Genomic DNA, 20,318 nt, shown 5'->3' on the forward strand with positions numbered 1-20,318 from the left:
GCCTTGGTGGGCCATCACCCCACCAACAAGCTGATAGGCCGCGGGCCCATCCCCCACCGAAAAACTTTCCACCAACCCCCATGCGAAGGAAGGTCATATCCGGTATTAGACCCAGTTTCCCGGGCTTATCCCAGAGTGGAGGGCAGGTCGCCCACGTGTTACTCACCCGTTCGCCGCTCGTGTACCCCGAAAGGCCTTACCGCTCGACTTGCATGTGTTAAGCACGCCGCCAGCGTTCGTCCTGAGCCAGGATCAAACTCTCCAACAAAAACTGGCTCTAGCTGACAGGCTCGCCCCCGACGGGATCGGAGAAACGAGCCCCAAAAAGAACTGGCACAAACCGCCAGTCCCGATAATCTAGCTCGACACACTGTTGAGTTCTCAAAAGACACCCGCACACCATGGAACGCCTCACGAGGAGGTGAACGTCCGGGGCGTCAGTCGTTCTGTTCGAGAGCCTACCAGAACCTGACCGGCTCGGAGGCAACTCTCTTATGTTACTTCGTTCGGAGCGCCGGGGCAAGCCCTGGTTTCTCCGGCCGAAGCCCGCGTGACTCCACCCTGCTGGGTGTCGCTTCCGCGGAGGTGGTCCCCATCTCGGCTAGCGGACCCGTTCCGGAGATCCGGCCCGTTTCGTCTCGCTGCCCGCCGTGGCGACGAAGAGAAAGTTACACACCCCCTCCAGGGCCACGCAAATCGCCCCCCTGAAACGTGGTGTGACCTGCGAAAACAGTCCGAAACCGGGGTCACGGAAGATGATCTTGGATGCGCCGAACGGTCAGCCCTGACGGAGCTCGTCCGACGGGCTCCGACCAGGCTCGACGTCCTCGGCCACGCTCGCCGGAGCACGCACCGAGGTGCCCTCCGGGCGTCGTTCGTCGGGCGCCGCGGCCTCCGAAGAAATCTCGGAAATCTCCGGAGACGCGCCGGACGGTGCCTCTCCCCGGGCCAAGCGGCGCAGCATCGCGTTGTACGCCTTGAGGTCCGCATCGCCGTCGGCGTCGGCCCGACGATCATCGCGTCGTGCCGACCGCTCGTCGTGGCGCGACCATTGGACGAGCAACGCGACCAGGACGATCAACAACGGCACCTCGCCCGAGGCCCACGTGATCCCGCCGCCCAGGCGTTGGTCCACCAGCGGGTCGGTGACCCACGGCAGGGCCAGCGAGCGGTAGAAGTCGCCCCCGATGACCTGGTCCGCTCCCATCAGCGCCACCCCGAAGAAGGCGTGGAAGGGCACCGACAGGAAGAGCACCCCCAGCTTCACCACGTGGTTGAGCCGCCGCGGCGCGGGGTCGACCCCGATGATCGGCCAGAAGAAGATCAGGCCCGCCAGCAGGAAGTGCACGTTCATCGCGACGTGCGCCCAGTGCTCGTTCAGCGCCCAGGCGAACAGGTCCGAGAAGTAGAGCGCGTAGTAGGACCCCACGAACACCGGCAGCGCGAAGAGCGGGTGGGTCACGAAGCGCGCCACCGGCGAGTGCACCGCGGCGAGGATCCACTCCCGCGGCCCCGGCGGGTTCCCCCTGCCCGCCACCGGGATCGCGCGCAGCGCGAGGGTGATGGGCCCGCCGAGCACCAGGAGGATGGGCACCACCATCGACAGCATCATGTGCATCGCCATGTGGGCGCTGAACATCGCGGGCGCGTACTTGCCGACCCCCGAGCTCGTCGCCACCAGGAACACCGCGCACCCGGCCAGCCAGGCGATCGTGCGCCCCACGGGCCAGGCGTCCCCGCGGCGCCGCAGCCTCCGCACGCCGAGCAGGTAGAGCACCGCGAGGAGCACCGCGGCGGTGCCGAGCAGCAGGTCGAAGCGCCAGTCGAACACCAGCCGCGCGAGGGTCGGCGGCCCGTCGAGGTCGTACCCGATCACCACCTCCGTCCTCGACGGCGGCGCCGCGGCCGTGGCGGGCGGCGCCGAGCGGCCGAGGGCGACGGCCAGCCCGATCGTCGCGAGCATCAGCAGCACCTCGACGCCGCCGAGTCGCAACAGTGCCCGCCGTTCGCCCCGACCCGCAGCGTCCACGGTGTGCCTGCGGTGCAGGGCTCCCAGGCCACCCAACGCCAGCAGGGCCACGGTCTTGCCGAGCAGCAGGGCGCCGTAGGTGGTCCCCACCAGGTCGGGCAGTGGCACCCGGATCAACGCGTTGATCACACCGGTGGCGGCGAGCACCACCCAGCACCACAACGCGACCCGGGAGAACCGCCGCACCGCCACCCCGAGCACGTCGGTGTCCCGGTGCGCCGCCAGGGACAGGACCGCCACGAGACCACCGACCCACACCGAGGCGGCGAGCACGTGCAACACCAGGCTGTTGGTCGCGACGTCGTGCGCCCCGCCGGAGGCGGAGTGCCCGGTCAGCGCCACCGGTAGCGGGCCGGCCAGCGCGAGGCCGAACGCGACGACCGTCCACCCCCACGTCAGCACCACCCGGGTGGCGACCAGGACGAGCAGGGCGACGATCGCCGTCAACAGCCACGACAGCGAGTCCGACAGCTGCGGGATGAGGCTCAGCAGCAACGACGGGTCGAGCACCTGCCCGACCGGCCTGCCCACCGCGTCCGCCGCGGTCAGCGGCACCAGCAGCAGCGCGCACGCCGCCCAGGCCGCCGCGGCCCACGAGGCGGCCCGCAGGCCCCGGTAGCCCGGGACGTCCAGGTACCCGTTCGGTCGCGGCGGCACGAAGAACGCGGCGAGCAGGAGGAACCCGATCGTGAGGACCGCAGCGACCTCCCCCGCGGCGCGCACCGCCGGGAGACCGATCGCCGTGAGCGTTCCGGGGTCCGGCAGGCCCAGGTTCTCGATGGGCCGAGACCCGGTGAGCGCGGTCAGCCCCCCGGCGACCAGCACGGCCACCGCCGTGCCGAGCCCGACCAGCCCACCGATGCCGGACGGCGGGCGTTCGGCCTGCTCGGGCGGGCGGGTGTCGGACGACGTGGCGGACATGACCCCAGGCTAGGCCGTGTCCCTCGGGCGGCGGCGCGGGCGCTAGCTGCGCACCTCGGCGGCAGCCCCGACGAGCCGCAACGGATGCGGGGCCACCTCGCTCGCCTCCACGACGTCCGCGACGATCGCCGTGATGTTGTCCGGTCCCCCGCCGTCGTTCGACAGGGTGATCAGCTGGTCGACGGCCACCTCGGGCGGGGTGGGAGCGGCCAGCACGTCGAGCACGGCCTGGTCCGGCAGCACCGCGGTCACCCCGTCGGAACACAGCAGGAAGCGGTCGCCGGGGCGCGGGTCGAGGAACTCGAGGTCCGCCTCCACCGGGTGGTCGGTGCTCAGCGCGCGCATCAGCACCGAACGCCGCGGGTGCACGAGCGCCTCCTCGGGCGTGATCTGCCCTTCGTCGACGAGTTGCTGGACCATCGTGTGGTCGCGGGTGATCTGGGTGAGCGCCCCGTCGCGGCACAGGTAGATGCGGGAGTCGCCGACGTGCGCCAGGGCCAGCCGGTCGCCGTCGAGCAGCAGCGCGACGACGGTCGTCCCCATCCCCTGGGTGTCGGGATCGGTCTGGGCGTGCTGGGCCAACCGCGCCGAGGCGTCGTCCACCGCGGCGGTCAGCTCGGCGAGCAGATCCAGCCCCGAGGCGTCCGCGGGCAGCCGCTCGTCCATGTCGATCATCGCGGCCACGGTGAGCGCGCTGGCGAGCTCACCGTGCGCGTGTCCCCCCATGCCGTCGGCGACGACGAGCAGGCGGTCCCCGGCCGCACCGGAGTCCTCGTTCGCGGTGCGCCGACGCCCGACGTCGGAGCCGATCGCGGAGCGCAGTCCCAGTGCCATAGGGGACAGTATGGATCTCGCCCCCCGAGGCCGTGCGGGCGGACACCGCCGAACCACCGGGTGACGTCGGGGAACGGCGCCCACCGCACCCGGACGGGGTGATCGGAGGGGCGGGCATGCCTTAGGCTCTGGCCCGGCGGCCACCGGCCCCAAGCCCTCGTAGCTCAGCTGGATAGAGCAAGAGCCTTCTAATCTCTAGGTCGCAGGTTCGAGTCCTGCCGGGGGCACACATGAGGCGAATCGCGCCCCTGCCCGGCCCGCGGTGGTGTGCCGCGTTCGTGCAGGTGCGCCCGGGAGGGCTCGCGGTTCCGCCCTCCCGTCACGTCATGCTGCCGATGAGCCCGGCCCGGCGGTGAGCGACGTCGAGCCGTGGGCACGGCAGGTGCACGACGCGCGCAGCCCCTACCCCGCACACGCCCACTGGCTGGAGATCGGCTGGGCCGTCCGCCACCGGTTCCGGGGGCAGGGGTACGCGACCGAGATCGGACGGGCCGGCCTGGTCTTCGCCTTCGACGTCCTCGGCGCCCGCGCCGTGGTCTCCTGCACGCTCCGCCACAACGACCGCTCGCGCGCCGTCATGGAACGCCTCGGCATGAGGCTCGCCGGTGAGATCGCGAGCCGCGGCCTGGTCGAGGGGGCCGTCCGCGAGCAGGACGACGCCCCTTACGTCGTGCACGTCCTGCTCCGCCACGAGTGGCCCGGATAGGCCCCCTCAACGGTCGCTGCCGAGGTGTCGGCGGGGGTCGCTGTTGGCTCGGGGGTGGGAGGCGAGCCACCGGCCGAAGCCGTGGGGGTCGCGGCGTTCGAGCTCGTCGAGCAGGGCCTGCCGGATGGCCGCGACCTCGCAGCGTTCCTCGACCGGCATGTCCTCCAGCACCCAGAAGCTGCGTTGCCACGCGATGCAGAGGGACGCGGTGCTGAGCCGGTGGGTCCGCGCGGGCAGCGGCCCGGCCGGCGCCGACCCCGCCGGGTGTCTGGAGGGCCGGGGCCGGGGGGCCACGAGCCGCTCACGCCACCGGCGGCGGAGACCGCGATGCCGCCACGCCCACACCGCGGCCGCGGCGACCGCCACGAGGATCACGGGCGCCGTCGCGGGCCCGAGCACCACGCCGACGCCCGCGACCACGCAGGACGCCGGTATCGCGACCCCGGTGGCGACGGCGCCGCGGCGCGCGGCGAGGGCAAGGTCCGGGCGGACGCCGTACACCAGGAACGCGACGGTCGGGCCCACGACGAGCAGCGCGACGATCCACAGCACCAGCACCGCGGACGGCGCCCCGACCAGCCCGACGGCGGCGGCGAGGGCCGCGGCCGACGCCGCCAGGGCGCGCAGGACGCGGTTCACGATCCCGCCCGCCGCAGGACCGTCCGGTCGTGCTCGTCGGTGCCGCCCCAGATCCCGACGCTCCGGGTCGACAGCGCCCACCGCAGGCAGTCCGTCCGCACCGGGCAGCGGCGACACACCGTCTTGGCCATGGCCCGTTGCAGCAGGGCGGGGCCGCTGGTCCCGGTGGGGAAGAACAGCTCGGGATCGATGTCCTCGGTGTGACACACCCCCCGGTCGGTCCAGGCCGCACTCGGACGCCCGGGGCGGGTCGGGCTCATCGCCACCACCGGCCCCGCGGGAGGCACCCCGTCGAGCGGGGGCGGGCTGACTGGGATGCCATCGATGACCTCGGCTCTCCGGAGGAGGGGACACGGAGCGGACGACGACGGCCGGACCACGGGGACGTGGTCCAGCACTTGCCCGGCCGGTCCGGCCTAAACCACCGGATTCGCAGAAGCCGCGGCGGCCTCCCTCACCAGGTCACGTCGGCCGCCGGGACCACCTCGGTGCGCACCCCCGGGTACTCGGTGTCGCCGACGACGAAGTTGGTGAACGCGACCATCTCGCGCGCACCGACCGGCACCGAGCTGCCGTCGGGCAGGGGCAGGTCCCACGGGCCCTCGTCGGTGGTGTGCCCGTCGGCGACCAGCACCGTGTCGTAGCCCTCGATCTGCGACCGGGCGGCGGTGCTGCGGATGCACGCGTCGGTGGCCGCGCCGCACAGCACCAGCCGGGTCACCCCCAGCGCGTCCAGCCGGGCCTTGAGGTCGGTGTCGGCGAAGGAGCCCAGGTAGCGCTTGCCCAGCACGGTGTCGCCCGCGCCGGGCCGCACCTGCTCCAGGATCTGCCAGGTGTCGGACCCGGGGACGAAGGGTCCCGCCTCGTGCTGGATCCAGATCACCGGCACCCCGTCGGCCCGGGCGCGGTCGATGAGCCCCGCGATGCGGCCGACGACCGCGTCGCGGTCCCAGCCCTCGGCCGTGTTGCCCTGCTGGACGTCGATGACGAGGAGCGCGGTGGTCGGGGTCATCGTTCTCCCACGGTCTCGGTGCGCACGGCGGCGACGGCGGCGGGCTGCAGCAGCCCGATCCGCGCGGCGTGCACGGCGATCTCGGTGCTGTCGCCCACGGTGAGCATCGGGACGCCGAGGGCGGTGATCCGCTGCGCGAGGGCGCGGACCTCCCGGTCCCGGCGCACGTCCCAGGCCGCGGTGCGGCGCACGTAGATGGCGCGGACGCGGTCCGGGGCCGCCTCGGCGACGGCGGCGTAGATCTCGGGATCGAGCTGGCCGGTGTCGCCGACGAGGACGAGCGCGAGGCCGGGGTGCTCGTCGAGGATGTGCCGGATCAGCCCGGTCTTGTGCTCGCGCGCGCCGATCCGGAACAGGTTGCCGTGGCCCGGGCCCCAGTCGGTGAGCAGCAGCGGCCCGAGCGGGAAGCGGCGCAGCGCGATGAACTCCAGCAGGGTGCTGTGCAGGTTCCACGGGCTGGTCGACACGTAGAACACCGGCCGCGGGACCTCGGTGTCCACCAGCGCGCGGTACAGCGCCGCCGAACCCGGCAGCGGCGCCCGGTCCTTCGTCTCGGTCAGCAGCGAGGCGCGCAGGAAGGCCAGCCCGCGACCGACCCCGGTCTCGAGGATGGTGTCGTCGACGTCGCTGACCAGGGCGACGTCCGCGCGCGGGTCCACCACGAGCACCTGCGCGACGGAGGTGGTGCCGTCCGCCAGTCCGATGTCGACCTTCCGCCAGCCGGGCTCCAGCCCGGGCCGGTCGATGACGGCGTCGACGTAGCCCTCGGCGTCCGCCCGCACCTCCTGCTCCCCCGCCGGGGTGCGGATCAGCACGCGCGCCCGCGGGATCTCGATGGTGAAGAACCGGCTGAGGCTCTCCAGCAGCACGCGCCGCCGCGACGGCGGCCCCGGGTCGCCGGGTTCGGTGTCCGCGTCCGGGTGCCCCATGGCGATCCGGGCGCCGATCCGCACGCGTTCGGGGGTGCCGTGCCCGAGGAACGGGATGACCAGCGGCCTGCGCCGCCCCCGCACGAGCACCACGAGGATGACCACCCGGCCGAGCAGCCGCTCCGCCAGCTCGGCGACGCGGACGAGGACGGCCTTCACGTTCACAGGATGCAGCCTGACGGGGCGACGATCTCGGCGCCACTCCGGGTGCTCACCCACAGCGACCCCCCGTGTCCACCGAACGGGACGATCACTGCGACCCGCTCCGCTCGTTAGGCCGAACGGGGGAACAACATGATCGAGCTGGAGCACGTGTCCAAGGTCTACCGGACCGGGGACATCGAGCTGCGCGCGCTCGACGACGTGTCCCTGCGCATCGACGACGGGGACCTCGTCGCGATCATGGGGCCCTCGGGCTCCGGCAAGTCGACCATGATGAACATCCTCGGCTGCCTGGACGTTCCCAGCTCCGGCACCTACCGGCTCGACGGCGTGGACGTCGGCGGGCTCTCGGACAACCGGCTCGCCGACATCCGGCTGGAGAAGATCGGCTTCGTCTTCCAGTCGTTCAACCTGCTGCCGCGGACCTCGGCCATCCGCAACGTCGAGCTGCCGATGGTCTACGCCGGGATCAAGAACCGACGTGGGCGGGCGCAGCGGGCGCTGGCCAGGGTCGGCCTCGGCGACCGCACCCACCACCAGCCCAACGAGCTCTCCGGCGGCCAGCAGCAGCGCGTCGCCGTGGCCCGGGCGCTGGTCACCGACCCGTCGATGATCCTCGCGGACGAGCCGACGGGGAACCTGGACACCGCCTCCACCGTGGACGTGATGACCCTGTTCGTCGAGCTCCACGAGGCCGGCCGGACCGTCGTGCTGATCACCCACGAGCCCGAGGTGGCCGAGTTCGCCAAGCGGGTGATCACCCTGCGGGACGGCCGCGTGGTCGAGGACGTGCGCCGGTGACCGTGTGGGAGTCGGCCCGGATCGCGCTGCGCGGGCTGCGGGGCAACACGCTCCGCTCGGCGCTGACCATGCTCGGGATCATCATCGGCGTCGCGGCGGTGATCATCCTGGTGGCCTTCGGCAACGGGCTGCAGCGCTTCGTCGCCGACGCCTTCGGCCCGCTCGCCAACCAGATCCAGATCGGCAAGGACCAGGGCGGGGTGGGCGCGAAGGACCTGACCGACGCGGACGTCCGGGCGCTGCGGGACACCGCGCGGGCCCCGGCGATCGGCACGGTCAGCGCGTCGGTCGCGGGGTCGGCGCAGCTGCAGCTCGCCGGCGGCGGCTCGTACCGGACCGGGATCAGCGGCGTCGAGGCGGACTACCTCGACGTGAGCAACCGCGAGCTGCTCGTCGGCTCCTTCTTCGACGACCGGCAGGCCACCGGCAAGGCCAAGGTCGTGGTGCTCGGACCCAACCCGGTGGCGTCGCTGTTCGGCGGGCAGGCCGGGGAGGCGCTGGGCCGGGACGTCCGGATCGGGCGCACCTCCTTCCAGGTCGTCGGGGTGCTCGCGCCCAACGGCCAGCAGGACGACGTCGCCGTCATGCCGCTGGGCGCCGCGCGCAGCTACCTGCTCGGCGGCGGGGACGTCGTCGACTCGGTCACCGTGCGCGCGGTGTCCACCGACGCCGTGCCCCAGGCCGTCGAGCAGGCGACGGCGATCCTCGACCAGCGCCACGGCATCCGCGACGCCGAGGACCGCGACTTCACCGTCACCGCTCTGCAGAGCCTGCTCGACCAGTCCTCGCAGGTCCTGAGCTTCGTGACGATCTTCGTGGCGGCCGTGGCGGGCATCTCGCTGGTCGTCGGCAGCATCGGCGTCGCCAACATCATGCTCGTCACCGTCACCGAGCGGACCCGGGAGATCGGCATCCGCAAGGCCATCGGCGCGCGCCGCCGCGCCATCCTCCAGCAGTTCCTGATCGAGGCCATGGTGCTCACCGGGATCGGCGGGGTCATCGGGATCCTGCTCGGCATCGGGATCTCCGCCGTGGCCGGGATCGTGCTCCCGCAGGCGATCCCGGACTTCCCCCCGCCGTCGGTGTCGGTCGGGTCGGTGGTGCTCGCGTTCGGGGTGAGCCTGCTGATCGGCCTGCTCGCGGGCGGGTTCCCGGCCAACCGCGCGGCGCGGATGCGCCCCATCGACGCCCTCCGGCACCAGTAAGGGGTACCTCCACATGTCTCGCACCCGGCTCGCGTGCAGTCTGCTGCTCGCCGGACTGTTCGCGACGGCCTGCACCTCCGAGCAACCCCCCGCGCCCACCGTCGTCGTGGACCGCGGTGCGGTGTCGCAGGTCGTCTCGGCGTCCGGCTCGCTGGTGTCGATCACCCAGCAGAACCTCGGCTTCGCCGACGGCGGGCAGGTCGCCGAGCTCCTGGTGAAGGTCGGTGACACGGTGGCCGCGGGCCAGCCCCTGGCCCGGCTCGACGACGCCGCGGCCCGCTCCCAGATCGCGAAGGCCCAGGCGGGCCTGGACCAGCAGAACGCCACGCTCGGCAAGGTGAGCGGGGCGAACACGGTGGCGTCGGCGCAGGCGGCCCTGGACTCGGCCCGCTCGGTCCTCGACGCGACCCGGTCCCAGGTGGACGCCACGAACGCGGCGGACGAGTCGGCCGTGCGCCGCGCCCGGGTCCAGCTCGACTTCGACCGGTCGCAGCTGGAGCGGGCGAAGAAGCAGCTCGCCGCGGCGAAGGCGGCCTGCGCCTCCCCGACCACGCCGACGACGACCGCGCCGCCCGCGCTGCTCGCCATGGGTGGTACCGAGGGCAGCGCGGACGCCGCGGATCCCGCCGCCGCGTGCCAGGAGCAGGTCGCGACGGCCCAACAGGCCGTGCAGACCGCGAAGGGCACCGTGATCGCGTCCGAGACCGCCCTCGACTCCGCCGAGGGCAAGCGGAGCGTCGACGCCGCGTCCGGCCGTGTCTCGATCGCCAACGCCGAGCAGGCGGTCTCCAGCGCCGAGCAGCAGCGGGCGGGTGCCGCGAACGACGCCCCCGCGGACGTCGCCGTCCAGGACGCCGTCGTGGCGGACGCGCGCAACACCCTCGCCGACGCGCAGCGGGCCCTCGCCAACACCGTCCTGCGCGCTCCGGTCGCGGGCACCGTGTCCGCGATCAACGGGGCGGTCGGGGACTTCCTGTCGGCCGCCGGCGGCGCGAGCGCGCTCGCGCCCGGCAGCGACGCCCGCATCCCCGAGGCCGTCGGGACCGCGACGGCGGGCGGCGCGGCGGCCTCCCCGGCCGCGAGCGCCTTCATCACCCTCAACGACCTGCAGACCTACCAGCTGGTGGTGCCGTTCGAGGAGAGCGACGCCGCACGGGTGACCGCGAACCAGCCGGTCGACGTCTCCGTGGACGCGGTCCCGGACCTGACCCTGCCGGGCACCGTGGTCGCGGTGGCGCCGACCGCGGACCAGATCTCGGGCGTCGTCAGCTACTACGCGACGGTCGTGCTCAACCAGACCGACCCGGCGCTCAAGGACGGCCAGACGGCCCAGGCCGACGTCCGCACCGACACCCGCGAGAACGTGCTCCGGGTGCCCGCCTCGGCGGTCCGCCAGGAGGGCGGGAAGTCGGTCGTCAGCGTGCCGGGCCCGGACGGCACCCCGGTGACCAGGGAGTTCACCCCCGGCCTCGTCGGCGACCGGTACACCGAGGTGCGGTCCGGCCTGGACGAGGGCCAGCAGGTGCTGCTGCCCCAGGCCACCGTGGGTGCGACCCCGCAGGGCGCCCGCGGCGGCGGGTGAGGCCCGGGGGGCCACCCCACGGTGGGATAGCGGTCAACCCGCGAGATGGCGCCGCGCCAGCGACGCGCACGTGCACCGGGGACTCCCGCGTGGCGACCATCCGCGTGCCCATCTGCACCCCCTCGGCGCCGAGCGCGAAGGCCGCCGCCATCGAGCGACCGTCGGCGATCCCGCCCGCGGCGATGACCGGCACCCCGACCTGGGACGCGACCAGCGGCAACAGCACCATGGACGAGACCTCGCGCGGGGCCTTGAACCCCGCGCCCTCGCTGCCCTCGACCACCAGCCCGTCGACCCCGGCCTCGATCGCCTTCCGCGCGCCCCGCAGCGACGGGACGACGTGGAACACCGTGAGCCCCGCCTCCTTGAGCCGCGGGGTGTGGGCGGTGGGCGACCCGGCGGACGTCGTGACGAAGCGGATCCCCTCCTCGACGATCATGTCGACGATCGCGGGGTCCTTGACGAACGCCAGCGGCAGGTTGACCCCGAAGGGCTTGTCGGTGAGCTCGCGGGTGCGGCGGACGTCCGCGCGCACCTCGTCGATCCCCGACGACCCCGGGACCAGCCCCATCGCGCCCGCCTCGGAGACCGCGGCGACGAGCGTCGGCTTGGCGATGAACCCCATCGGCGCCTGCAGGATCGGGATGTCCACGCCGAGCAGCTGCGTCACGCGGTTCGCGAAGGCCACGACGTCAAACTAGACGATCGTTCACTCAGTTGTCGAGGTTGCTCCACGAAACGATACGACCGTATTGACGTCGGCGGACCGTTGTCCATACGATCGTATTGTGAAAACGACCGGATTCGGTGCGGTGGCCGCGATGGAGCGGGACGGCTGGGCGAGCCTGGGGCGCTGGGTGCGGCGCCGCCCGGACGTCGAGCCCGACACGCAGACGTTCGCCTACCACGGCGCCACCCTGCCGCTGATGATCGTGTTCACCGTGGTCTCGGCGCTGGAGGTCGTGGCGGTCGACGTGATGGTGCCCTGGTCGCCGGCGTGGCTGTGGCTGCGGGTCACGCTGCTGGTCGTGGGGGTCTGGGGCGTCACGTTCGCGCTCGGGATGGTGGCCGGGGTGCTCGTGCACCCACACACGGTCGGACCGGACGGGATCCGGATCCGCGGCGGGCGCGCGCTCGACATCCGGCTGCCCACCCCCGCGATCGCGCGCGTGCGGGCCGCCCGACGCACCCGGGACGGGAGGTCCGTGCAGGTCGAGGACGGCGTCCTGTACCTGCCCGCGGCGAGCCAGACCACCGTCGAGATCGAGCTGACCGAGCCGCGCGCCCTGACCGTGCCGCGACTCGGGGAGGTCACCGTGCGGGCGATCCACCTGCACGCCGACGACGCGCGCGGGTTCGCCCGCGCCGCTCAGCCGGACCGCTCGACGGGCCGTCGGGCGCAGTAGACGAGCGCGGGCGGCACGTTCGCCCAGATCGTGCGGGTGAGCACGAGCTCGTCGAACGCCGCCCGCAGCTGCCCGAGCTGGCGGCGCGACGGCGGGGCCCACCGCGTCCAGGTGTAGGTGAACTGGGTGAACACGCCCTGCGGGCCGAGCACCGAGGCGATGGTGCGCGGCAGGTCACCCCCCGCGTAGGCGGCCCACGGGAGCCCGCTGACGACCGCGTCGACCGTCCGGACGCCGCGCTCGGCGAGCATCGCGGGGAGGTCCTGCGCGCTGCCGGTCACCACCTCGACCTGCGGGAACCGCTCCCCCAGGGCCGCCGCGAGCCCGCGGTGCAGCTCCACGGCGACGTGTCGTCCGGGCGCCCGCTCCTGCAGCGCCGCGGTGAACACCCCGGTCCCCGGACCGAGCTCGACGACCACCGGCGCCGCCCGCGGCACCGGCCTGACCATCGCCCGGGTCAGCGCCGCCGAGCTCGGGGTGATCGAGGCCGTCGCGAGGGGGTCGCGGACGAACTCGCGCAGCAGGACCGTCATGCCCACCAGCCTCGACGCCGCACCTGAACAGGTCGTGAGCGGCGATCGTCGCCATAGCGACCATCGCCGCTCACGGCGGGACCTCTAAGGTTTCGTCCATGGCCTTCTTCGCCGTGACCTACAGCTATTCCACCGACGACGCCACCCGCGACCAGGTGCGCGCCGAGCACCGCGACTACCTGCGCGAGCTCGCGACGGAGGACGCCCTGCTGCTCTCCGGCCCGTGGGCCTCGGGCGAGCTGCCCGGCGCCCTGCTGCTCTTCCGGGCGGACGACCGGGCGGCGGTCGAGGAGATCGTGGCGAAGGACCCGTTCACCGAGGCGGGCGTGATCAGCGAGTACTCGGTCACGGAGTGGGAGCCCGTGCTGGGCACCCTCTACAGCGAGATCTGACCGGACTACGTCAGCCCCTTCCGGAGCTCGGCGAGGGTCTTCGCCAGCAACCGGGAGACGTGCATCTGCGAGATGCCCATCCGCTGCGCGATGGACGTCTGGGTCATCTCGTCGAAGAACCGCAGGATCAGGATCTCCCGCTCGCGTGGCGGGAGCTCGTCCAGCAGCGGACGCAGGGCCTCGCGGTTCTCGACGAGCTCGAGCCGCCCGTCCAGGTCGCCCAGTCGGGCGACGGGGCTCACACCGTCCGGGTCGTCGCCCCCGTCGAGGGTGCCCGCGTGCTGGTTGGCCTGGGCGTCGAGGGCCTCGATGATCTCCTCGACGTCGACGCCGAGCCGCGCGGACAGCTCGCTCGGTCGCGGCGCGCGGCCGAGCTCGTGTGACAGCGCCCCGGTGGCGTGGCGGATCGACACGCTCAGGTCCTTGAGCCGCCGCGGCACCCGCATCGACCAGGTGCGGTCGCGGAAGTAGCGCAGCATCTCCCCGCGCACGCACGGGACCAGATAGGACAGGAAGTCCCCGCGGGAGCGCTCGGGGTCCCACCGGTCCACCGCCGTGATCAGCGCGATCGTGCCGACCTGCTCGAGATCCTCCATGCCGCCGGGGTAGCCGCGGCCGTGTCGGCGGGCGAGGTTGCGCACCACCGGCAGGTAGCCGAGCACGAGCTCGTCGCGCAGGGTCTGCCGCTGCGGGTCGGCGGGATCGAGTTCCGAGAAACGCTCGAGGACGGGCATCAGCTCGGCGTACTCGTCGAGCCCCTGGACGTGCTTGTGCGGGGCGACGGTCGTCATCGTGGGTACGGCCCTCCTACGGTGGTTGATCACCGACTGCGGAAGGGCGGACTTCTTCACCCAGGTCTCCCGACCGTACCCACACCCGAGCAGGACGGCATCTGGTGCGCGGCCCGGCCGTCGTTTAACGTTCGTTCGTTCGGCTACGAGGAGGTAGGCATGTCCGTGGTGGAGGTCGACCGTCCCCGCGAGGGGATCGTCCGGATCACGCTGAACCGTCCCGAGCGGCTGAACACGCTGACGGGCGAGCTGGTCGCCGCGCTCTTGGCGGAGCTCACCCGACTCGCGACGGACCGGACCTGCCGGGTCGTGGTCCTGACCGGGGCCGGTCGCGGGTTCTGCGCGGGCCTGGACCTGACCGGCTACACCGGCACGCAGGAGCAGCCCGCCGACGAGGCCCCCGCCCCGCACGTCGACCCCATCGCGGGCCTGGACCGCCAGCGGGACATCGCCCGGCTGGCCGTGCAGCTGCACCAGCTCCCGCAGCCGGTGATCTCCGCCATCAACGGGCCCGCCGCGGGCGGCGGACTGGCGCTGGCCTGCGCGAGCGACATCCGCATGGCGGCGACGGGGGCGGTGTTCGCCGTCGGGTTCCTCCGTGCGGGCTTCTCCGCCTGCGACATCGGGCTCTCCTGGCTGCTCCCGCGCATCGTCGGGACCGGGCGGGCCCACGAGCTGATGCTGACCGGGCGGCGCTGGGACACCGCCGAGGCCCTGCGGATCGGCCTCGTCACCCACGTCGCCGAGCCCGAGGACCTCATGGACCTGGTCCTGGAGGAGGCCGCGGAGATCCTGCGGAACCCGCCCTTCTCGGTGGAGCTCACCAAGCAGGGCATGTGGGCGTCGGTGGAGAACCCCAGCTTCACCAACGCGGTGGAGTTCGAGAACCGCCAGCAGATCCTGTCCAGCCTCACCGCCGACCGCGCCGAGGCCGCCCGGGCGTTCCTGGAGAAGCGGGATCCCGACTACGTCTGGGGGTGAGCGACCCGCAGCTCGGGCCTGCTGGGCGGGTCGGCCAGGCGGCCGATCTCGGCGGCCGCGTCGCCCGAACCCTGCACGCCCGCCCACAGCAGCTCGGGGAGCCTGCGCTGCCGGTCCACCCGTCCGGTGACCCACGAACGGGTGGCGGCGAGGCGCTCGGCCTGCTCGCACAGCGCCCACGGGCGCGAGCCCCGGTCGGTCACGTCCGTGAAGTGGGGCGCGCCGCCGGTACGCCTGCGGTAGCCGCGCTCCGGGCCGGACACGGCGTGCACCAGGGTCAGACCCAGTCCGGCCAGCCCGGTCGCGGCGACGACGCCCGCGAGGAACCAGAGCAGGCCGAGCAGCCAGCCGTCGGCGAGCAGGAGGGCCGTCGCGGCGCCCGCGGCGAGCACGGCCAGCGCCGTCGTGCCCGCGGGCAGCCGGGTCCAGACGAGGGTGCCGTCGTCGTCGATCACGTAGCGGGTGCCCGCGATCAGGGCGGGATCGAACACCCGGTACCCGTGGCGGGTGCGGATCAGGGTGGGGAGTCGGTCGACAGGGGTCTGCCTACGGAAATCGGGGGACGTGCTCACTACTGCCTCGTACGAAAAGCGGGCCGACCGGGAACGCAGGGGCGGTCTCCCGCCCCTGCATTCATCGCAACCGAGAACACCCCTGTTACGTGCCGGAAACGTGATCGAGACCTCAGGCCGTCCGGCGTGTTGCGAGCGTGTCGCGACCCGACCCGGTGAGGGCCAGGGCGGCGCGCAGGGCGCTGGCGGCGTCGAACGTCGCGTCGTGCGCGGCCCGGCTGAGCGCGGTGAAGCTGGCGTAGCCGTGGGTCAGCCCGGCGAACCGCCGCGCGACGACGGGCACGCCCGCCTCGCGCAGCCGCTCGGCCAGCTCCTCCCCCTCGTCCCGCAGCGGGTCGAAGCCCGCGGTGGAGAGGTAGACCGGCGGCATGCCGGAGAGGTCGGTGGCCCGCAGGATCGCACCGCGGTCGTCGTCCACCGGGACGCCCTCGGGCAGGTACATCTGTTCCATCTCGGCCAGCGACGCGGCGGTCAGGCCGAAACCGCTGCCGAAGTCCGCCCGGGAGCCGCCGGTGCGGTCGGCGTCGGTCGCCGGGTAGAGCGCGACGACGAACGCGGGCACCGGCTGGTCGGCCACGGCCTGCTCGTGCGCCACGACGAGCGCGAGGTTCCCGCCCGCGCTGTCGCCGCCGGTCGCGATCAGCGTCTTCTCGGCGCCCAGGTCCTCGGCGTGGTCGCACGCGTACCGGAACGCGGCCAGCGCGTCGTCGAGCGCCGCCGGGTAGGGGTTCTCGGGCGCGAGCCGGTACTCCACCGACAGCACCCGTACACCCGCCTGCGCGCACAGCAGGCGGCACAGGGGGTCCGCCGAGGCGATCGAGCCGTAGACGAACCCGCCGCCGTGGTAGTAGACGAGCAGGCCGGAGCGCCCGTCGGCGCCCGGGGGCGTGTACAGCCGGGCCGGGATGGGGTGGGCGGCCCCGTCGACGAGCAGGTCCCGGGCCACCACGTCGTCGAACACCCCCTCGGCGGCCAGCTCCGCGGCGTCGTCCGCCTGGCGGCGCTGCTCGGCCAGCGCGGCCGTGCCGACCTGGGTGCTCGCGTACCAGCCGAGCGCGGTGTTGAGCAGCTGCAGGTCGAGGTCCAGGAGCTGGCCCTCCAACCGCACCTCGCGCCCGGCGAGCACCCGCTTGAGGGGCCGCGGGAGCCCGAACAGCAGCCGGATCGCGAGTCGCCACATGAGGACCCGCAGGGAACGCGTGATCACGCCCCCGATGTTACTCGCGAGTCACCCACCGAAGGTGTACCGCAGCACCGGCAGCATGGCGTCCGGGTCGGTGCGGCTGTCGTCGTCGACGACGCAGGCCGCCAGCTCGGCGCGGATGGCCGCGGTGTCGATCCCCGACCCGATGAGGACCAGGCTGGTGCGGCGCGGCTCGCCCGCAGCCCAGCGGGTCCGGCGGAAGCGGACGTACCGCCCGACCGTGTGCAGCACGTAGCGCTGCCGGTGCCCGGGCACGCCGAAGGCGACCACCCCCTTGATCCGGTACACCCCGGCCGGGCGCCGGTCGAGCAGGTCCCGCAGGCGCTGCGGGTCCAGCGGCTCGTCGCTGGTGAACGACACGGAGTCGTAGGTCGCGTGCAGGTGCGCCGCGTGATCGTCGGCGTGGTCGATCGCCTCGCCCAGCATCAGCTGCCTGCCGGGGACGACGGTGATGTCGAAGAGCAGCCGGGGGTCCACGGCGGAGTGGGTGGCCGGGACGATCGGGGCGGCGTCGTTGAGCTCGCGCAGCAGCCTGCGCACGCGCCAGACCTTGCCGGGGTCGGCACGGTCGACCTTGTTGAGCACCAGCAGGTCCGCGAGCCCGACGTGCTTCTCGACCGTGGGGTGGCGGCGCAGCAGCGCCTCGAACTCCACGGCGTCGACCATCTCGACCAGCCCGCCGAACACCAGGCGCGGGTTCCCCGCCGCCAGGACCATCTGGACGAGCGTGCCCGGCTCGGCGATCCCGCTCGCCTCGATGACGATCACGTCCGGGCCGTCCCGGTCGTCTCGCACCAGGCGGTCCAGGACCGGCCCGACGCCGTCCTCCCCCACCGCGCAGCACAGGCACCCGTTGTCCAGCGAGATCGTGCCGCCCGACCCGGACACCAGCATGGCGTCGATGCCGACGGCCCCGAAGTCGTTGACCACCACGGCGATCCGCGCGCCCCCCGAACGGGCGAGGAGGTGGTTGAGCAGCGTCGTCTTCCCCGAGCCCAGGAACCCGGCGACGACCACGACCGGGATCCTCCGCATCCGCCTAGAACTACCAGAGGGCAGGATGAGCCCATGGCACAGGTGACCGCGACCGCCGAGAAGACCGTCCCCGCCCCCGTCGAGGCCGTGATCGCGGCCGTCGCCGACTACGCGACGACCCGCCCGAAGATCCTCACCGAGCAGTACACCGACTACGCCGTGCTCAGCGGCGGGCAGGGCGACGGCACGTCCGCGACCTGGAAGCTGCACGCCACGAAGAAGCGCACCCGGCACGTGAAGGCCGAGGTCACCCAGCCCACGCCGGAGACCGTGGTCGAGAAGGACGCGAACTCCTCGATGGTGACCACGTGGCGGGTCGTTCCCGCGGGCGAGGGCGCCTCGCAGGTCTCGATCACCACGACCTGGAACGGCGCGGGCGGGATCGGCGGGTTCTTCGAGAAGACCTTCGCGCCCAAGGGCCTCGCCCGGATCTACGACGGCGTGCTGGAGAACCTGCGCAAGGCGGTATGAGGACGCTCTCCGCCGAGGCGCAGCGCAAGGCCCTGCTGGGCAGGCAGCTGCTCCTGGAGCGCGCGCCGCTGGACCCGGTGCGCGCGGTCGAGAAGGTCGGCGGGCTGCAGACGCAGTACTCGCCGTCCGGCTACGTGGGGCTGTGGTCCCGGCTCGCCGCGTTCTCCCGGGACGATCTCACCGAGGCCTTGCACCGCGGGCGGATCGTGCAGGGCTGGATGATGCGCTGCACGATCCACATGGTGTCCGCGGCGGACTGGGCCCCCCTCACGGAGGCCGTGCGGGAGGCGCGTCGCGCGCTCTGGCTGCGGACGGTGCCGGCGGCCCGGGAGCTGGACATGCCCGCCGTGGCGGCCACGGTGGCGGAGCTCCTCGCGGACGGGCCGCGCAAGCAGGCGGAGATCACCGCGCGGCTGGTCGCGGACGGGTTCCCCACACTCGCCTGGCAGGGCGTGCAGCTGTGGCTGGACCTGGTGCGCATCCCCCCGGCCGGGACCTGGGACTCGCCGCGGGCGCACGTCTACGAGCTCGCGTCCCGGTGGCTGCGCGCGCGGTCGGTCACCGACCCGCAGGAGCTGCTGGTCCGCCGGTACCTGGGCGGGTTCGGGCCCGCGACCCCGCAGGACGTCGCCCGGTACGCGGGCTGGTCGATCACCGACACCCGGGCCGTCCTCGCGCGGATGTCGCTGCGGGAGTTCGCCGACGGGTTGGTCGACCTGCCCCGCGCCCCCCTGCCCGCCCCGGACACCCCGGCACCGGTCCGCTTCCTCGGCCCCTGGGACGCCGTGCTCCTGCTCGGGCACGCCAAGCGCACCGGGATCCTGCCCGCCGAGCACCGGGACAAGGTCTTCCACGTGCGGATGCCGCAGTCCACGCCCACCTTCCTGGTCGACGGCCGGGTGGCCGGGACCTGGACCCACCTCGACGGGGCCGTGCGGGTCACCCCGTTCGCGCCGCTGTCCCCGGCGGCGCGGGACGAGGTGGACGCCGAGGCCGCGCGACTGGCGGCGTTCTACGCTGTCGGGCGTGGCTGATGTGATCGCGGTCGCGGGCGAGGCGTTGGTCGACGTCGTCCCGGCCCCTGCCGACGGGTACTTCGAGTTCGCGCCCGGGGGCAGCCCGGCCAACGTCGCCGTCGGGCTGTCCCGGCTGGGCGTCCCGGCCCGGATGCTCGCCCGCCTGGGCACCGACCTGCTCGGCCGCCGGTTGCGGGCCCACCTGCAGGACAACGGGGTCGACCTCACGCACGCCGTCGAGGCGACCGAGCCGTCCTCCCTGGCGATCGTCGAGGTCTCCGCGGACGGGGTCGCGGACTACGACTTCCGCATCGACGGCACGGCCGACTGGCAGTGGACGGCGGCGGAGCTCACCGGCGCCTTCGACGACGTCGTGGCCGTGCACTCCGGGTCCCTGGCCCTGACCCAGGAGCCGGGGGCGTCGGTGCTGCGGGCGGCGCTGGCGAAGGCCGCCGCCACCGCGACGATCAGCTACGACCCCAACGCCCGCCCGCGCCTGATGGGCGACGCCGCGGGCGTCCTGCCGGGGGTGTACGAGCTGCTGGGCGTCTCGGACGTGGTCAAGGTCAGCGACGAGGACCTGCGCTGGCTGCTCCCCGGGACCCCGCCCGGCGAGGTCCTCGACGACTGGCTCACCCGCGGTCCCGCGCTCGTCGCGATCACCCTGGGCGGCGACGGGGTGCTGGCGGGCACCTCCGCGGGGCTGCGGACGACGGCGCCCGGCCGCGCCGTCGACGTCGTGGACACCGTGGGCGCCGGGGACTCGTTCTCGGCGGCGCTGCTCGCCGGGCTCGCCGGTCGCGGGCTGCTGGGCGCCGCCCGCCGCGCGGCGCTGCGCGAGGTCGAGCCCCTGGTGCTCGACGAGATCCTCGAGGAGGCGGTCACCGCCTCGTCGATCACCTGCTCCCGCCGCGGGGCCCAACCCCCGACGCGCTCCGAGCTCGACCGCGGCTGACGCCGCCCGTGCGTGGTAAGTGGTGCCAGAGCACCACTTACCACGCACGACCGCACGCGCACGGGGACGGCGACGAGGGCTCCCCAGCATCGTCGCCGTCCACGTGGTTCACGGGAGCGAGGCGGCCCCAGTACCTTTCGCC

Annotated in this window: 21 protein-coding genes, 1 tRNA gene, 1 rRNA gene and 1 pseudogene; 11 read left to right on the forward strand and 13 right to left on the reverse strand. The window is 73.4% G+C overall.

Annotated features, from left to right (window positions below; all coding sequences use genetic code 11):
- The 3 genes from BLS43_RS10510 to BLS43_RS10520 form a co-directional block, all read right to left on the reverse strand.
- Nucleotides 1-268: ribosomal RNA gene (locus BLS43_RS10510) — 16S ribosomal RNA — on the reverse strand; the annotation flags it as partial.
- 510 nt (nucleotides 269-778) lie between these two features.
- On the reverse strand, nucleotides 779-2,950 hold the full coding sequence (locus BLS43_RS10515; protein WP_093081425.1) for a bifunctional copper resistance protein CopD/cytochrome c oxidase assembly protein: 2,172 nt from the start codon (nucleotides 2,948-2,950) through the stop codon (nucleotides 779-781).
- Between the two features lie 42 nt (nucleotides 2,951-2,992).
- The gene (locus tag BLS43_RS10520) at nucleotides 2,993-3,784 is read right to left on the reverse strand and encodes a PP2C family protein-serine/threonine phosphatase (protein ID WP_093081430.1); all 792 of its coding nucleotides are present in this window, start codon (nucleotides 3,782-3,784) and stop codon (nucleotides 2,993-2,995) included.
- Between the two features lie 153 nt (nucleotides 3,785-3,937).
- On the opposite strand from BLS43_RS10520, the gene BLS43_RS10525 reads away from it, so the two are divergent.
- Nucleotides 3,938-4,011, forward strand: a tRNA-Arg gene (locus tag BLS43_RS10525).
- 125 nt (nucleotides 4,012-4,136) lie between these two features.
- A complete protein-coding gene (locus BLS43_RS10530; RefSeq protein ID WP_218129779.1) occupies nucleotides 4,137-4,490 on the forward strand; it encodes a GNAT family N-acetyltransferase in 354 nt (117 codons plus the stop codon).
- A 6-nt stretch (nucleotides 4,491-4,496) separates the two neighbouring features.
- Here BLS43_RS10530 and BLS43_RS10535 read toward each other — a convergent pair whose 3' ends face one another.
- The 4 genes from BLS43_RS10535 to BLS43_RS10550 all read right to left on the reverse strand — a co-directional run bounded on the left by BLS43_RS10535 (nucleotide 4,497) and on the right by BLS43_RS10550 (nucleotide 7,229).
- A complete protein-coding gene (locus tag BLS43_RS10535) occupies nucleotides 4,497-5,129 on the reverse strand; it encodes a hypothetical protein (RefSeq protein WP_093081444.1) in 633 nt (210 codons plus the stop codon).
- Nucleotides 5,126-5,389, reverse strand: coding sequence for a WhiB family transcriptional regulator (locus BLS43_RS10540; protein WP_093082550.1), 264 nt, complete (start codon nucleotides 5,387-5,389; stop codon nucleotides 5,126-5,128). Before BLS43_RS10540 ends, BLS43_RS10535 begins: the two co-directional genes overlap by 4 nt.
- A 194-nt stretch (nucleotides 5,390-5,583) precedes the next feature.
- Complete coding sequence (locus BLS43_RS10545) at nucleotides 5,584-6,141, reverse strand: isochorismatase family protein (protein WP_093081449.1); 558 nt, start codon at nucleotides 6,139-6,141, stop codon at nucleotides 5,584-5,586.
- On the reverse strand, nucleotides 6,138-7,229 hold the full coding sequence (locus BLS43_RS10550) for an App1 family protein phosphatidate phosphatase (RefSeq protein WP_143029999.1): 1,092 nt from the start codon (nucleotides 7,227-7,229) through the stop codon (nucleotides 6,138-6,140). Before BLS43_RS10550 ends, BLS43_RS10545 begins: the two co-directional genes overlap by 4 nt.
- A 135-nt stretch (nucleotides 7,230-7,364) precedes the next feature.
- On the opposite strand from BLS43_RS10550, the gene BLS43_RS10555 reads away from it, so the two are divergent.
- Genes BLS43_RS10555 through BLS43_RS10565 form a run of 3 tightly spaced genes read left to right on the forward strand, consistent with a single transcriptional unit; the run spans nucleotide 7,365 to nucleotide 10,820 of the window.
- Nucleotides 7,365-8,033, forward strand: a complete 669-nt coding sequence (locus BLS43_RS10555) for an ABC transporter ATP-binding protein (RefSeq protein WP_093081458.1) — start codon at nucleotides 7,365-7,367, stop codon at nucleotides 8,031-8,033.
- Complete coding sequence (locus tag BLS43_RS10560; RefSeq protein ID WP_093081463.1) at nucleotides 8,030-9,238, forward strand: ABC transporter permease; 1,209 nt, start codon at nucleotides 8,030-8,032, stop codon at nucleotides 9,236-9,238. Before BLS43_RS10555 ends, BLS43_RS10560 begins: the two co-directional genes overlap by 4 nt.
- Nucleotides 9,239-9,251: 13 nt before the next feature.
- Entirely contained in the window at nucleotides 9,252-10,820 is a 1,569-nt protein-coding gene (locus BLS43_RS10565; protein WP_093081467.1) for an HlyD family efflux transporter periplasmic adaptor subunit, read from the forward strand.
- 76 nt (nucleotides 10,821-10,896) lie between these two features.
- Here the strand turns inward: BLS43_RS10565 and BLS43_RS31640 are convergent.
- A pseudogene (locus BLS43_RS31640) lies at nucleotides 10,897-11,508 on the reverse strand (NAD(P)H-dependent flavin oxidoreductase); the annotation flags it as partial.
- A gap of 100 nt (nucleotides 11,509-11,608) precedes the next feature.
- Between BLS43_RS31640 and BLS43_RS10575 the strand changes: the two are divergent.
- Entirely contained in the window at nucleotides 11,609-12,226 is a 618-nt protein-coding gene (locus tag BLS43_RS10575; protein ID WP_143030000.1) for a hypothetical protein, read from the forward strand.
- On the opposite strand, the gene BLS43_RS10580 is transcribed toward BLS43_RS10575, so the two are convergent.
- The gene (locus BLS43_RS10580) at nucleotides 12,190-12,759 is read right to left on the reverse strand and encodes a class I SAM-dependent methyltransferase (protein ID WP_093081479.1); all 570 of its coding nucleotides are present in this window, start codon (nucleotides 12,757-12,759) and stop codon (nucleotides 12,190-12,192) included. The genes BLS43_RS10575 and BLS43_RS10580 overlap by 37 nt on opposite strands.
- 98 nt (nucleotides 12,760-12,857) lie before the next feature.
- Here BLS43_RS10580 and BLS43_RS10585 point away from each other — a divergent pair, with 98 nt between their 5' ends.
- Entirely contained in the window at nucleotides 12,858-13,151 is a 294-nt protein-coding gene (locus BLS43_RS10585; RefSeq protein WP_093081483.1) for a YciI family protein, read from the forward strand.
- Between the two features lie 5 nt (nucleotides 13,152-13,156).
- On the opposite strand, the gene BLS43_RS10590 is transcribed toward BLS43_RS10585, so the two are convergent.
- Entirely contained in the window at nucleotides 13,157-13,942 is a 786-nt protein-coding gene (locus tag BLS43_RS10590; RefSeq protein ID WP_093081487.1) for a sigma-70 family RNA polymerase sigma factor, read from the reverse strand.
- A gap of 159 nt (nucleotides 13,943-14,101) precedes the next feature.
- Here BLS43_RS10590 and BLS43_RS10595 point away from each other — a divergent pair, with 159 nt between their 5' ends.
- On the forward strand, nucleotides 14,102-14,923 hold the full coding sequence (locus BLS43_RS10595; protein ID WP_093081491.1) for an enoyl-CoA hydratase/isomerase family protein: 822 nt from the start codon (nucleotides 14,102-14,104) through the stop codon (nucleotides 14,921-14,923).
- On the opposite strand, the gene BLS43_RS10600 is transcribed toward BLS43_RS10595, so the two are convergent.
- From BLS43_RS10600 to BLS43_RS10610, 3 genes are all read right to left on the reverse strand, one after another.
- On the reverse strand, nucleotides 14,908-15,495 hold the full coding sequence (locus BLS43_RS10600; RefSeq protein ID WP_143030001.1) for a hypothetical protein: 588 nt from the start codon (nucleotides 15,493-15,495) through the stop codon (nucleotides 14,908-14,910). The genes BLS43_RS10595 and BLS43_RS10600 overlap by 16 nt on opposite strands.
- 112 nt (nucleotides 15,496-15,607) lie before the next feature.
- Nucleotides 15,608-16,702 carry an alpha/beta hydrolase gene (locus BLS43_RS10605; protein ID WP_245707418.1) on the reverse strand — a complete coding sequence of 365 codons (1,095 nt, stop codon included), beginning with the start codon at nucleotides 16,700-16,702 and terminating at the stop codon, nucleotides 15,608-15,610.
- 21 nt (nucleotides 16,703-16,723) lie between these two features.
- Nucleotides 16,724-17,734: a CobW family GTP-binding protein gene (locus BLS43_RS10610; RefSeq protein ID WP_093081499.1), complete on the reverse strand. Its 1,011-nt coding sequence runs from the start codon at nucleotides 17,732-17,734 to the stop codon at nucleotides 16,724-16,726.
- A gap of 33 nt (nucleotides 17,735-17,767) precedes the next feature.
- Here BLS43_RS10610 and BLS43_RS10615 point away from each other — a divergent pair, with 33 nt between their 5' ends.
- From BLS43_RS10615 to BLS43_RS10625, 3 genes are read left to right on the forward strand one after another with little or no spacing between them, the layout of a single operon-like run.
- Entirely contained in the window at nucleotides 17,768-18,205 is a 438-nt protein-coding gene (locus tag BLS43_RS10615; RefSeq protein ID WP_093081502.1) for an SRPBCC family protein, read from the forward strand.
- Complete coding sequence (locus BLS43_RS10620; RefSeq protein WP_093081506.1) at nucleotides 18,202-19,239, forward strand: winged helix DNA-binding domain-containing protein; 1,038 nt, start codon at nucleotides 18,202-18,204, stop codon at nucleotides 19,237-19,239. The genes BLS43_RS10615 and BLS43_RS10620 overlap by 4 nt, the downstream gene beginning before the upstream one ends.
- The gene (locus tag BLS43_RS10625; RefSeq protein ID WP_245707419.1) at nucleotides 19,232-20,176 is read left to right on the forward strand and encodes a carbohydrate kinase family protein; all 945 of its coding nucleotides are present in this window, start codon (nucleotides 19,232-19,234) and stop codon (nucleotides 20,174-20,176) included. The genes BLS43_RS10620 and BLS43_RS10625 overlap by 8 nt, the downstream gene beginning before the upstream one ends.
- The last annotated feature ends 142 nt before the right edge of the window (nucleotides 20,177-20,318 follow it).

It is taken from the genome of Pseudonocardia oroxyli (assembly GCF_900102195.1).
Lineage (GTDB): Bacteria > Actinomycetota > Actinomycetes > Mycobacteriales > Pseudonocardiaceae > Pseudonocardia > Pseudonocardia oroxyli.

Bases quoted from the DNA above. Each gene is read 5' to 3' on its own strand.
- BLS43_RS10515 (WP_093081425.1), bottom strand. From the start codon at position 2,950: ATGTCCGCCACGTCGTCCGACACCCGCCCGCCCGAGCAGGCCGAACGC.
- BLS43_RS10540 (WP_093082550.1), bottom strand. From the start codon at position 5,389: ATGAGCCCGACCCGCCCCGGGCGTCCGAGTGCGGCCTGGACCGACCGG.
- BLS43_RS10590 (WP_093081487.1), bottom strand. From the start codon at position 13,942: ATGACGACCGTCGCCCCGCACAAGCACGTCCAGGGGCTCGACGAGTAC.
- BLS43_RS10595 (WP_093081491.1), top strand. From the start codon at position 14,102: ATGTCCGTGGTGGAGGTCGACCGTCCCCGCGAGGGGATCGTCCGGATC.
- BLS43_RS10585 (WP_093081483.1), top strand. From the start codon at position 12,858: ATGGCCTTCTTCGCCGTGACCTACAGCTATTCCACCGACGACGCCACC.
- BLS43_RS10610 (WP_093081499.1), bottom strand. From the start codon at position 17,734: ATGCGGAGGATCCCGGTCGTGGTCGTCGCCGGGTTCCTGGGCTCGGGG.
- BLS43_RS10545 (WP_093081449.1), bottom strand. From the start codon at position 6,141: ATGACCCCGACCACCGCGCTCCTCGTCATCGACGTCCAGCAGGGCAAC.
- BLS43_RS10555 (WP_093081458.1), top strand. From the start codon at position 7,365: ATGATCGAGCTGGAGCACGTGTCCAAGGTCTACCGGACCGGGGACATC.
- BLS43_RS10615 (WP_093081502.1), top strand. From the start codon at position 17,768: ATGGCACAGGTGACCGCGACCGCCGAGAAGACCGTCCCCGCCCCCGTC.
- BLS43_RS10520 (WP_093081430.1), bottom strand. From the start codon at position 3,784: ATGGCACTGGGACTGCGCTCCGCGATCGGCTCCGACGTCGGGCGTCGG.
- BLS43_RS10580 (WP_093081479.1), bottom strand. From the start codon at position 12,759: ATGACGGTCCTGCTGCGCGAGTTCGTCCGCGACCCCCTCGCGACGGCC.
- BLS43_RS10620 (WP_093081506.1), top strand. From the start codon at position 18,202: ATGAGGACGCTCTCCGCCGAGGCGCAGCGCAAGGCCCTGCTGGGCAGG.
- BLS43_RS10565 (WP_093081467.1), top strand. From the start codon at position 9,252: ATGTCTCGCACCCGGCTCGCGTGCAGTCTGCTGCTCGCCGGACTGTTC.